Source organism: Gemella haemolysans (assembly GCF_028308085.1).
In the GTDB taxonomy this organism is placed as follows: Bacteria; Bacillota; Bacilli; order Staphylococcales; family Gemellaceae; genus Gemella; species Gemella haemolysans_D.
The window spans coordinates 1-12,729 of record NZ_JAQMFS010000068.1 but is presented as its reverse complement, the minus strand read 5'-3'; the positions used below and the strand labels follow the sequence as shown (position 1 = coordinate 12,729).

At 29.8% G+C, this 12,729-nt stretch carries 11 protein-coding genes; 2 read left to right on the top strand and 9 right to left on the bottom strand.

Translation table 11 applies throughout. The features are described from left to right. Window positions 1-61: 61 nt before the first annotated feature. The 9 genes from brnQ to PNO30_RS05620 all read right to left on the bottom strand — a co-directional run bounded on the left by brnQ (window position 62) and on the right by PNO30_RS05620 (window position 10,545). Entirely contained in the window at window positions 62-1,396 is a 1,335-nt protein-coding gene (brnQ, locus tag PNO30_RS05660) for a branched-chain amino acid transport system II carrier protein (RefSeq protein ID WP_271987466.1), read from the bottom strand. Between the two features lie 283 nt (window positions 1,397-1,679). Beyond that, on the bottom strand, window positions 1,680-3,731 hold the full coding sequence (gene topA, locus PNO30_RS05655; RefSeq protein ID WP_271987465.1) for a type I DNA topoisomerase: 2,052 nt from the start codon (window positions 3,729-3,731) through the stop codon (window positions 1,680-1,682). A gap of 77 nt (window positions 3,732-3,808) precedes the next feature. Beyond that, complete coding sequence (gene map / locus PNO30_RS05650) at window positions 3,809-4,570, bottom strand: type I methionyl aminopeptidase (RefSeq protein ID WP_271987464.1); 762 nt, start codon at window positions 4,568-4,570, stop codon at window positions 3,809-3,811. Window positions 4,571-4,584: 14 nt separating this feature from the next. After that, on the bottom strand, window positions 4,585-5,352 hold the full coding sequence (locus PNO30_RS05645; RefSeq protein WP_271987463.1) for a TIGR01457 family HAD-type hydrolase: 768 nt from the start codon (window positions 5,350-5,352) through the stop codon (window positions 4,585-4,587). Between the two features lie 213 nt (window positions 5,353-5,565). Then, window positions 5,566-6,342: a phosphotransferase family protein gene (locus PNO30_RS05640; RefSeq protein WP_271965172.1), complete on the bottom strand. Its 777-nt coding sequence runs from the start codon at window positions 6,340-6,342 to the stop codon at window positions 5,566-5,568. A 235-nt stretch (window positions 6,343-6,577) separates the two neighbouring features. Continuing rightward, entirely contained in the window at window positions 6,578-7,975 is a 1,398-nt protein-coding gene (pepV, locus tag PNO30_RS05635; protein WP_271987462.1) for a dipeptidase PepV, read from the bottom strand. 14 nt (window positions 7,976-7,989) lie between these two features. Next, complete coding sequence (locus PNO30_RS05630) at window positions 7,990-8,697, bottom strand: pseudouridine synthase (RefSeq protein WP_271965176.1); 708 nt, start codon at window positions 8,695-8,697, stop codon at window positions 7,990-7,992. Next, on the bottom strand, window positions 8,697-10,328 hold the full coding sequence (locus PNO30_RS05625; RefSeq protein ID WP_271965178.1) for a putative polysaccharide biosynthesis protein: 1,632 nt from the start codon (window positions 10,326-10,328) through the stop codon (window positions 8,697-8,699). The genes PNO30_RS05630 and PNO30_RS05625 overlap by 1 nt, the downstream gene beginning before the upstream one ends. Before the next feature lie 34 nt (window positions 10,329-10,362). Beyond that, window positions 10,363-10,545, bottom strand: a complete 183-nt coding sequence (locus PNO30_RS05620) for a hypothetical protein (protein ID WP_271965180.1) — start codon at window positions 10,543-10,545, stop codon at window positions 10,363-10,365. Between the two features lie 231 nt (window positions 10,546-10,776). On the opposite strand from PNO30_RS05620, the gene PNO30_RS05615 reads away from it, so the two are divergent. Then, a complete protein-coding gene (locus PNO30_RS05615; RefSeq protein WP_271965182.1) occupies window positions 10,777-11,160 on the top strand; it encodes a MerR family transcriptional regulator in 384 nt (127 codons plus the stop codon). Between the two features lie 46 nt (window positions 11,161-11,206). Next, window positions 11,207-12,544, top strand: coding sequence for a type I glutamate--ammonia ligase (gene glnA, locus PNO30_RS05610; RefSeq protein WP_271987461.1), 1,338 nt, complete (start codon window positions 11,207-11,209; stop codon window positions 12,542-12,544). Window positions 12,545-12,729: the final 185 nt, after the last annotated feature.

Below are 12,729 nucleotides of genomic sequence, written 5' to 3'. Positions count from 1 at the left end.
CAATAGTCAAAAAATTTAAAAAGATGATAGAAGATTAAACTCCTATCATCTTTTTAAAAAATTATCTTTTTTCTTTTACAAAAAAAGTTAAAACGATACCTAATACAAAACCAATTAAAGCAAAGTCTAACCATGCAAAATCTGCAGGTACTGGTAAGAATTTAACTTTTGCTAATAAATTATCAACAGCTGGTACTGCTAATTTAAATGTTGAAATTACAGTTGAATATAAACTAAATAATCCTGTAAATAACACTGTAGTTACATAAACAACTCTCTTTCCACCAAAGAAATTATTTAAGAATCCTAATAGGATTAATACCATTGTTAATGGGTATAATAATACTAATACTGGTACTGCACCTTGAATGATTGCAGCTAATCCATAGTTACCTACTGCAAATGAAAATAAAGTAAGTGCAATAGCATAAGTTTTATAGCTAACTTTATCATATAATCTTACGAAATATGAAGAACAAGCTGTTACTAATCCTACACTTGTTGTTAAACAAGCTAAAAATACAATAACGAATAATAGTAATTTACCAACATTACCGAAGTAAAAAGTTGTTGCCCCAGTTAATACTCCTGCACCTGTTTTTTGTAATCCTAATACTGAAACAGATGTAGCTCCAATATTTGAAATGAATACATAAACTAAAGCCAGTAATACCGCTGCAATAATTGCTGATTTAGCTGTATTGTTAAATACTTCTTTCTTAGTTTTAGCTCCATATAGTTTTACAGAGTTAATAACGATAATACCAAATACTAATGACGCCAATGCATCCATAGTATTGTATCCTTCCATTAAACCATTCGTAAATGCTAATGAAGTAGTAGCATATGTTTTTGTAGGTTCTTGAGCTACACCCATAGGTTTAACTAATGATGCAATAATTAACACAACCATTGAAAGTAGTAAAACCGGAGTAATTACTGTTCCAATTCTATCTACTAGTTTGTTTGGGCTAATAGCTAACCATAATGTTAATCCCATGAATAAAGCTAAGAAAATAACCTGAGCAATTGTAGTATTTTCAGGTGCTACAAAGCTTGATAATCCTAATTCATAAGTTGTAGTTCCTGTTCTAGGAATTGCAAAGAAAGGTCCGATTGTTAAATATAATAAAGTCGTAAAAGCAATACCGAATCCTTTACCTGCTCTACTAGATAAATCTAATAAGTCCTCAGCTCCTGAGTACCCCATTACTATAACTCCTAAAAGTGGTAATCCCACTCCCATAATAATAAATCCTATCATCGCTGTAGATAAATTAGTTCCAGCGTTTTGTCCTAGGAATGCTGGGAAAATTAAATTACCAGCACCAAAGAACAGTGCAAATAACATAAGTCCGATTGATACATATGGATTTTTCTTTAAAAATTTCAACATGTCATCTCCTCCAAATAATTTTTGTTTTTTAAAGTATGTTATATACAATAATATATTTATTAACATTTGTCAATAGATTTTTAAAAAATATTTCTTTTTTTGTTGGATAAATGTTTTAAATTTTCTGATAATTAAACTTTCAAATAATTTAAGTGAATCGTTTTCTCAGTTAATTCACTATATTTAAATACGTTTTTTTATACTAATAAATTATTAGCTATCAATAATTAAAAATTAAAAAGATTTGACAATTAAATAAATTATCAAATCTTTTTTATTATTTCTATTTTTTAATTTCTTCTTTATAATCACAGTGATCACAATGAACACCTTTTTTACCTTCAAATAGAATATTATCACACTTAGGACAATTTCTATTTATCGGCTTATCCCATGATACAAAATCACAAGTTGGAAATCCTTCACATCCATAGAAAAGTTTACCTTTTTTAGATTTCTTTTCTAATATATCATGTTTCTTACATTTTGGACATTTTACTCCTACTTTTTTCTGAATTGTATTTGTATATCTACAATCAGGAAAATTAGAGCAAGCTATAAATTTACCAAATTTTCCTAGTTTAAATACTAGTGGAGAGGAACATTCTGGACAAGATTCTCCAGTAAATTCTTGTTTAATCTCAACTTTTTCCATTTCTGATTCTGCTTTTTCTACATCTTTTCTAAAACCACTGTAGAAATTATAAATTGTTTTTTCCCATCCAACTTTACCTTCTGCAATATCATCTAGCTGACTTTCAAGATTTGCAGTGAATTTTGTATTAATAATATCAGGGAAATACTGTTCAGTAATTTTACTTACTAATGTTCCTAATTCTGTTGGAGTAAACACCTTATTTTGCAACTTAGCATAATATCTTTTTTGTAGAGTATCCACTATTGTTGCATAAGTTGATGGACGACCTACACCTAATTCTTCAAGTTCAGCAATTAATTTTGCTTCAGAATATCTTGCTGGTGGCTGTGTGAAGTGTTGCTCTTCTTTTATTTCTTTAACCTTAGCATCTTCTCCAACTTCAAATTCTGGTGCTAATTTAACTTTTTCTTTTTCTTTTAATACAGCTAAAAATCCATTAAATAATAGATTAGAATGTGCACCACGATACACAACTTCATTGTTTTCAAAAGTAGTTGTACTAGTTTCATAAACTGCAGCACTCATGCGACTCGCAAGGAATCTTTCCCAAATCAATTTATATAACTTGTATTGATCATTTGATAGATATTCCTTAATTGAATCTGGTGTAAAATTAACATTCGTTGGTCTAATACCCTCATGGGCATCTTGAACATTCTTACTAGCTTTTCTTGATTTTACTGATGTGGCTAAATATTCTTTACCATAATTATTCAATATAAAATCACTTGCCATTTTTACCGCTTCATCAGAAACCCTCGTAGAATCTGTTCTCATATACGTGATTAAACCTGTAACACCACCTAATTTTTTAAGATTTATTCCTTCGTATAGCTCTTGAGCTACACTCATTGTTTTACGGGTTTTGAAGTTAATCTTTCTTGAAGCATCTTGTTGCATAGTAGAAGTAATATACACATTTGGTGCATTTCTATTTTTCTTAGTTTTCGCTACATCTATTACTTTGAATGTATCACCTATTATAGCTTTTCTTATTTTGTCTACATCTTTTTTGCTCTCAAGTTTAATTTTTTCACCTTTATACGAATAGAAATTAGCTGTTAAAACTTTTCTATTTTTTATAAAGTCTATAGGCATTGACCAATATTCTTGAGGTACAAATTTTTGTATCTCCTCTTCCCTATCAACAATTAGTTTTAATGCGGCATTTTGCACTCGACCAGCCGATAGTTTTGGTTTAACTTTTTTCCATAAAACAGGTGAAATATTATACCCTACAAGACGATCAAGAATTCTTCTTGCCTGTTGTGATTGAACTAAATCCGTATTAATTTTTCTTGGATGTTTAATTGCATCTTTTACCGCATCTTTTGTTATTTCATTAAATACTATTCTATTATCAGAATCATTATCTAAACCTAATATGTGAGCAATATGCCATGCTATTGCCTCTCCTTCTCTATCAGGGTCGGATGCTAGGAAAACTTTTTTTCCTTTAGCCTCTTTTTTTAGAGACTTGATTACATCACCTTTTCCTCTTATAGAAATATAATCAACATCTACACTCCCATTATCTAGTACTTCTACTCCCATTCTACTTTTAGGTAAGTCTCTTACATGACCTTTTGAAGATATTACTCTGTATTTTTTCCCTAGATATTTTTCAATAGTTTTTGCCTTTGAAGGAGATTCGACTATTACTAAATTTTCTGCCATTTTCTTCTCTCCATATTTTTTTAATAAGTAGTATCTTAAAACATTTTTATTAACTTGTCAACTTTTTTCAATGAAAATTAATCTATTTTTGTTAAGATTAACGGTTCTTGATTTTCACGAACTACAATTGTATGTTCATATTGAGCGATATATGAACCGTCATTTGCGACTAATTCCCATTCGTCTCTCTCTGAATTTCCTACAGTTTTTGCTTTTGTAGATACGAATGGTTCTACAGCTAAACACATACCATCTTTTAGGATAATGTTATCCCATGGATCAAAATAGTTGAAGACATGTTGTGGCTCTTGGTGCAATGAAGTTCCAATTCCATGACCAGTTAAATTTTCAATTACTTCTAATTTATGTTCTTTAATTTTTTTATGAACATTTTTTCCAATTTGATTAATTTTTCTTCCTGCAACAGCATGTTTGATACCTCCGTAAAATGCTTCTTTAGCAACTTCACATACTTTTTCTTTCATCGGATCATCAACTTTACCAACAACAAAAGAAATACCAGTATCAGCATAGTAACCATCTTTACACCCCGATACATCAATATTAAGAAGATCTCCATCTTTTAAAATTTTAGTACTAGATGGGATACCATGTGCAGCTTGATAATTTAATGAAATACATGTATACCCTGGGAAGTCATACTCAGTTATTGGAGCTGATTTCGCTCCATATTTTTCAAATAATTCTTTAGCAATATTATCTAGTTCTTTTGTTGAAACACCTGGAACTGCTTTTTTTACCATTTCATCTCTGATTGTTGCACAAATGAAACCTATTTCTTTCATTTTCTGTAATTGTTCTTCAGTTTTTATAATCATTTATATTCTCCTCACTATTTAATCAATTGATATAAGTTTTCTATTGAATACGTTGGTTTTTTTTCTTTGTCTTTCAATTCTTCGAAGCTTGTCACACCTGTTTGAACATGAATTGTATCTATTCCACTATTTATACCTGACATAATGTCTGTATCATAATTATCACCTACCATTACTATTTCATCTTTTCTATAATTGAATAATTTAATGGCAGATTCCATAATAATATTACTAGGTTTACCTATAATTGTAGCCTGCGTAGAAGTTGCATATTCCAAATATTTGACTTGCCCCCCATTACTTGGCACGAAACCCTGTGCAGTAGGTAATAATGTATCTGGATTAGTACCAATAAGTTCTGCTCCATTTAAAATAGCTTTAGTAGCAATAGCTAATTTTTCATATGTAAGTTCTCTATCTAGACCTACTACTATTGCTTCAACATCTTCTTCAGTATCCTTTTGGCAAAATGAACTTAGTGTATTCTTTACCCCAGCTTCTCCTATTACATATAAGTTTTTATATCCTTTAGATTCAAGATAAATTTTAGTAGCGTCACTTGAAGTAAAAACATGTTCTTCTGAAGTGTATATATCAAATTTCTTAAGATGCTCAGCGACATCTTTTGGTTCTTTCGTCGAATTATTTGTTAAAAATAAATAGTCTATATTCTTTTCGTTTAAATATTCAACAAACTCTTTAGCATACCTGATTTTTTTTTCTCCATTATATATAGTACCATCTAAATCTATCAGGTATAATTTATAATCCTTTATAGTCATGCTATTACTCCATAAGTTTCTATTAACATAACAGTAAAATCATCAAATTAAAATAATTTTCATCTAAAAATATTAATTAATATCAATTAATATTGCATAAGCTATATAAATCATAATTTTGATTCATTTTAACACATATTATGTTACTCTTTATATTTTACACCGTTTATAAAAAAAATAAAAGCATTAATTAGGTTTTTCCTATTTAATGCTTTAAATAAAATCGTTAAATATTCTATCTAAAAAGATTAACCATGAGTTCATTTCAGATAATTGTTTTTTCTCATGATACCAAACTATCATAATAACTGATTGTAACGTTATATACCACTTCAATCTATTTCTATATTTTAAAGTAGGTTCTTGACCATATATCGCTAACCATTCATTCCACTCGCTTTGAGGAATATATCTATACAGTACAAATGAAATATCGATTGCCGGATCACATAATATTGAGTGTTCCCAATCAACTAAAAACAGTTTCCCTTGATCAGATAACAACCAGTTATCTTTATGTAAATCTGTATGACACGGCGTATACTCAACTTCATCAACCGGAATAGAATTCTCTAAATAATTAAGTGCATTTACTATATTACTATTTTTACGAAGCTCGTCGGCAATAATTGATTTCAAATTGTATAAGGAACTCGCAGCTGTTTCCTCTGTATATCCCTGAGCCTTCATTATTTTCTTTAATTTTTCAGATCCATGAACTTTTTTTAAAATTTCAGGAATACGTTTATCAGTCATGTCTTCTGTATTTAATGTTCTACCATTTTCAAAATCTTGAGCAATTAATACATCCCCATTACTTATACGCTTAGTCCATCTTAATCTAGGTACTATTCCTTCTGCTGAAAGAGTTGCAATCATTGGAGTAGTATTTTTTTTAATAAAATATCTCTGATTATCTCTCGAACAAAAATAATCTTCTTGATATGTATCATCTAAAGTCCAGCCCATTTGATAATATTCTTTAGACATTTTTCTTACTGCTCCTTTCTTCAATCTCTTTTTCTAATTTTAAAAACTATAATGCACTATATATTTTACATTCTTTAATCATTTTTTTCAAGATGCTATTTTTAATTAAAATTAAAAATCTCAAAGATATTCTAATTTTAAAATTAAAAATATATAAGAATATCTTTGAGATTGACTTTTTATGTTACCTTGTGCTCTAAAATTATTATATCAAATAAATATTTTTATATAATTTTTATTCGCAGCAAAGTTTGTAAATTCCTTCTGCATAAATCGCAGTTGCTAATAATAAATCTTCAATTTCTAAGAATTCATTAGCTTGGTGCATTGTATCTTGTTTACCTGGGAAAAGAAGTCCAAATGCTACACCTTTTTTCAGGCATCTAGCATATGTTCCACCACCAAGTACAAATGCATCATTTTCAGTATCTCCTGTATATTTTCTATAAACATCCATTAGAGTAGTTACTAACTCATCATCTTTTGGTACGTAGTGAGCTTCTTTTGTACTAGTTACTTCAATATTTACATTATCAACTTTTATTGTTTCCAGTTTTTCAACTAGATTAAATTTCTTAGGATGGCGGCAGTCAGTTGATACTATCCCAACTTTTTCTGCTAAATCATATTTTAAAATACCATAGTTGTATGTTGATGCACCCATTTCATCATCAGAATAATTTATCCCTAATTTTTCACCGAATGGATCATTAGCTAATTTTTCTACTATATAATTAACGAAATTTTTACCATTAACATCTAATCCTAATGTGCTTAAAAATTCTGCTAATTTTGTAGCACCGTTAATACCAAATTGTGGTGTTGATCCGTGGGCAGCTTTACCTTTTAGAGCAAGCTTAATTGTATTACCAACTTCAACTTCTCCTTCTAGTTTTTCATTAGATAAGAATTTTTCAAATTTTTCTTTAATATCGCCAGCATCACCTTCTAATTCAGCTTCTGCACTTGCGATAACCATATTAAGAACCTGTCCACCATTAAATTTAACAAGTTTGTAATCGTAAGTTCCTTCTTCATCTTTGAAGATTAATTTATGGTCAAAAGTAACACGTGCTTTTTCAGCATAAACTAACGGGAACATAGCATCTGGTGTAAATCCTAAAGCAGGTTGTTCTTCATGTTTAAAGTATGATTCAACACATCTAAATCCTGTTTCTTCATCACTACCGATAATTAAACGAACACGTTTATTCCATTTTACACCCAGTTTATCTAAAAGTTTTACAGCGTAGTAAGCAGCCATTGTAGGTCCTTTATCATCTAAAGATCCACGAGCATAAATTTTTCCATCTCTAACTTCTGGTTTAAACGGGTAACTAATCCAATCAGCTTCAACTACTGGCACTACATCAACGTGACCAAGGATACCGAATAACTCTTCACCTTCACCAACTTCAATGTGACCAGCTTTGTTTTCTACTAATTTAGTTTTATAACCATCACGTTCTCCAAATGATAGAATTAAATCTAATGCTTCTCTTGGACCGCTACCAAAAGGAGTTTCCTCAGTTACATCAGTTCCTAAAATTGAACGAACACTTAATAAATCGAATAAATCTTTTAATAGATCCTCCTTATGATTTTGAACTTCTTGTTTAAAATTGATATTCATAATATATCCCTCCATTATTTATTTAAATTTTTTAGTTCCTTTTCTGTTAAATATCTATATTCACCTAATTTTAAATTTTCATCTAATTTTAATGATCCTATAGACAATCTCTTTAAGTATGTTACTGTAGTTCCTAAAGCTTTCATCATTCTTTTTACTTGATGAAACTTCCCTTCAGTTATAAATATATTTGCTCTACTTTTTTCCTCAATAGATTCGAGTATTTCTAAGCGAGCACTTTTACACTTATATCCTCCGTCTATAATAAGTCCATTCTCGACAATTTTGATATACTCATCTTTTAATTTCCCAGAAACTTCAACATAGTATTTTTTTTCTACATCTTTTTTGGGGGAAATTAATTTATGAGCAAGCTCACCGTCATTTGTCAGTAACATTAATCCTTCAGTATCCTTATCTAGTCTACCAACAGGAAAAACTTTATGCATACGATCTTTTTCTTCTAAAATATCAACTACTGTTTTTTCAACCGCATCTTCTGTAGCTGATACAACATTTTTAGGTTTATTCATCATTATATAAATATATTTTTGATAAACTAACCGTTCTCCATTCACTATAACCTGATCACATATCTCATCAACCTTATAATCAGGGGATTTTACTAGAATATTATTAATTAATATTCCATTTTTTATAATTTTTTTTGCTTCTGCTCTACTTAGTGTCGTCGTTGTACTTATAAATTTATCTAGTCTCACTATCCTCTTCTCCTCATATTTCTTAATGATAATAAGGTTATTGTTCTTCCAAACAAATACTTATCAAATTTCATTCTAGTAATACTAAAGAAGTAGACTGCAGCGCCTATAACAGCACATATAATAATTAATATCATACTAGAGATTTTTGACTCAATAACAAAATTAGAGACAATCGAATCATAAACCGCAGCGACTGCAATAAACATAATGAAACAACTACTTAAAAGAATAATTAATTTTGATAAAAATTCTAAAACTTTAAGTTTAACAATACTATTTATAATTACTAAGTTAATTATAATCATAACTACATAAGTTGTTATTGAAGATAAAATTACACCGTTTGTCTCATAATTAACTACAAATGGAGTAATCGTCATATATTTGACCGCCAACCCAATCACTATAGTTATAAGATTTATCAATTGTTTATTTATTGCTTGCATTATGATACTCGTTAAACTATAAAGAGAATACAAAATCGCAAGTGGTAAATAAAATCTAAGTAAATCTGCATTTATAAGACTCCTACTATAAAAAGTAGAATAAAGTGGATCGGCAAGAACATACATCCCAACCAATGCTGGTAATACCATCATCATAAGAGCCAATATTACTTTATTAATCTGAGAACTCACACTCACTTTATCACCTTGTGCAAATAATCGCGTAATAGAAGGTAAAAATGTACTTGAAAATGCTGGAGCAATAGCCACAGCTATCATTACTACCTTATTAACAAGTTGCAATGCAGAGAATCTTCCATCAACAATATCAGCTTTTCCTATTTTTGTCATACCATGAATAAAATTATGTTGATCTATTATATTTAAAATCGGGAATAATCCAACAATAAATATAAACGGAATTGAAACTGATAGAAATTCTTTTACTAATTCTCCAGTAGTAACCTCTATAGAATTACTATCTTCTGGAGAATTAAAATCTAAACTTCTTCTATATTTAGTATAAAAAAAGGATAGCGTAATTAAAGAAAACACAGCTCCTACTGCTGCAGCAAAAGTTGCACTAACATTCCCTTCAACGACTCCATAACCTAAAACTCTCATAATAAAATATGTTGCACCTAACATAAAAGCAATACGAGCTACTTGTTCCACGAATTGACTTAATGCTGATGGTAACATAATCTCATGGCCTTGGAAAAGTCCTCGAATACCTGCTGAAATTAATACAAGTGGTATTCCAAAACTCAAACTTTTTAGTACCAAAGCTCCTTCTTGTGGTGTGAATTTTTGTTGATTACTAATTAATATCTGTTCCGAAATAAATCCAGAACCAAAAAATAAAATACAAAAACCAATTATTCCCATTACTACAAGAATCCAAGAACCTAACCTATAGATTTTTCTACTTATACTATAAGCACCTAAAGCATTATACTTTGCAACTAACTTTGCTATTGCTAAGGGAACCCCCGCTGCAGAAATCTCCAATATAGTAGCATAATAACTATATCCATAATTGAACAAAGCCATCTGTTCTTCTCCACCAATAATTTGATAGAACGGAATTAGATATACAGCTCCCAAAACTTTCGTCAAGATTAAACTTATGCTAAGTATAGCAGTCCCTTTAAACAAGGAATCTTTTTTCAAAATTTTCACATCCAAACTTAATATTTAATTGTAATTAAAATTATTATAAGTATAAATATTGATAGCAAAATACTAAAGCACTAACTAAACTATATGCTGCTACCAACTTCAATACCTTATCCATACGTCTTTTTTTTATTTTTCTATTTGCTACTAACATTATGTACGAACCTAAAAGTAGAACAAACGAGATAATAAAAACTATAACAGATAAAAATATCGCCACACTATCATCCTTTCTTTTTTATATAGCTTTATTTTATCACGATTTCTAAAAATTTTAAACACACTTTATATATATATTTAAAAAAACTCCACAATAATACTTCTCAATGTTAACATAAACTTTTAATGTAAGATTATTTAACATATACTTTATTTTTAAATTTTATTTTGTTATTATACTATATAGATATAAAATATTTATTTCACAAAATCTAATTTGAGAGGTGCTTTTATGGGGTTTAAAGAATTACAAAAAAATCTTCCTGTTTTTTCTATAAGTGTAGTAACTAAGATTACGCAACTTACTGCTAGACAGATAAGATATTATGAAGAAAAAAAACTATTCACTCCTAAACGTACCGAGGGAAACACTAGGCTTTTTTCATTTAATGATATTGATAAACTATTAACTATAAAAGATCTACTTACAAAGGGGTTTAGTTTAAAGGCAATAGATGAAATTATAAATGAGAAAGATGTATCTGCTAAAACTACACAAATCAGACAAATTATCCATAACGACATATTTGCTGGTCCTAACGGATTACCTAGGGAACGCTCAATTGGACGAGGTGACTTATCAAGATTTTATAACAATAAAAAAAATAAATTTTAATGTTAGATTTTTTAACAAATTTTTTACAGAGTTTTAAGGAGAAGACATGGCTAAAACTATTACTAGAGAAGAAATTATTAAAAGAATTGAAGAAGAAAATGTTAAATACATTCGATTACAATTTACTGATATTACTGGAACTATAAAAAACGTAGAAGTACCAGTTAGTCAAATTGAAAAAGTATTAGATAATAAAATGATGTTTGACGGTTCATCAATTGAAGGTTTCGTTCGTATCGAAGAAAGTGATATGTACTTATATCCTGACTTAAATACATTCTTAGTATTTTCATGGGATAGTGAATATGGAAAAGTTGCTCGTTTTATCTGTGATGTATACACAGTTAATGGTAAACCATTTGCCGGAGACCCACGTGGTAATTTAAAACGAACTCTTGAAAGAATGAAAAAACTTGGTTTTGACACTTTAAATCTTGGGCCAGAACCAGAATTCTTCTTATTCAGACTAAAAGAGAATGGGGAACCTAGTTTAGAATTAAATGATAATGGTGGATATTTCGACCTTGCTCCAGTTGATTTAGGAGAAAATGTTCGTCGTGACATCGTACTTGAATTAGAACGCCTTGGATTTGACATTGAAGCAAGTCACCACGAAGTTGCACCTGGTCAACATGAAATTGACTTCAAGTATGACGATGTAATTTCAGCTTGTGATAATATTCAAACTTTCAAATTAATCGTTAAAACTATCGCTCGTAAACATGGACTACATGCTACATTCATGCCAAAACCTATCTTTGGTATTAATGGGTCTGGTATGCACTGTAATGTTTCATTATTTAGTAAAGGGGAAAATAGTTTTTACGATGAAACTAGCGAAAATGGTTTAAGTGAAGTTGCTTCGCACTTTATTGCAGGGATTCTTAAACATGCTCGTAGTTTCACAGCTGTTTGTAACCCTACTGTAAATTCATACAAACGTCTAGTACCAGGATACGAAGCACCTTGTTATGTTGCATGGTCAACATCTAACCGTTCTCCTCTAGTACGTATTCCAGCAGCCCGTGGTAAATCTACACGTGTTGAAGTTAGATCAGTAGATCCAGCAGCAAATCCATACTTAGCTATGTCTACTATTTTAGCGGCTGGCTTAGATGGAATTGAAAATAAACTTATTCCGTCAGAAGAAGTTAGAAGTAATATTTATGTTATGACTCCTGAAGAAAGAATTGCTAATGGGATCGATGAATTGCCATCAACATTATACACAGCCCTAAAAGAATTATCTTCATCTTCTATTATGAAAGAAGCTCTTGGTGATCACATTTTCTATAACTTTATAGAAGCAAAATCAATCGAATGGGATTCATTTAGAACTCAAGTTACCGATTGGGAAATTGATCAATATTTAAAAAATTATTAATTTAAAAGAAACAAGGAATCGCTTAATTACATGCCATTCCTTGTTTTGTCTTTAATAAAAAAGGGAGTGACTCAAAAATCGTGATTTCGGAGAAATCGATTTTGTCGAGTCACCCCCGCACAGTTTATTAGATATCTAAAAAGCTTTTATAAAGCGAATTTAGATATCAATAAACCACTGCGTCT

What these genes read in the sequence shown, in the direction of transcription:
- brnQ (WP_271987466.1), bottom strand. Translation starts at nt 1,396, where the DNA reads ATGTTGAAATTTTTAAAGAAAAATCCATATGTATCAATCGGACTTATG.
- topA (WP_271987465.1), bottom strand. Translation starts at nt 3,731, where the DNA reads ATGGCAGAAAATTTAGTAATAGTCGAATCTCCTTCAAAGGCAAAAACT.
- map (WP_271987464.1), bottom strand. Translation starts at nt 4,570, where the DNA reads ATGATTATAAAAACTGAAGAACAATTACAGAAAATGAAAGAAATAGGT.
- PNO30_RS05645 (WP_271987463.1), bottom strand. Translation starts at nt 5,352, where the DNA reads ATGACTATAAAGGATTATAAATTATACCTGATAGATTTAGATGGTACT.
- PNO30_RS05640 (WP_271965172.1), bottom strand. Translation starts at nt 6,342, where the DNA reads ATGTCTAAAGAATATTATCAAATGGGCTGGACTTTAGATGATACATAT.
- pepV (WP_271987462.1), bottom strand. Translation starts at nt 7,975, where the DNA reads ATGAATATCAATTTTAAACAAGAAGTTCAAAATCATAAGGAGGATCTA.
- PNO30_RS05615 (WP_271965182.1), top strand. Translation starts at nt 10,777, where the DNA reads ATGGGGTTTAAAGAATTACAAAAAAATCTTCCTGTTTTTTCTATAAGT.
- glnA (WP_271987461.1), top strand. Translation starts at nt 11,207, where the DNA reads ATGGCTAAAACTATTACTAGAGAAGAAATTATTAAAAGAATTGAAGAA.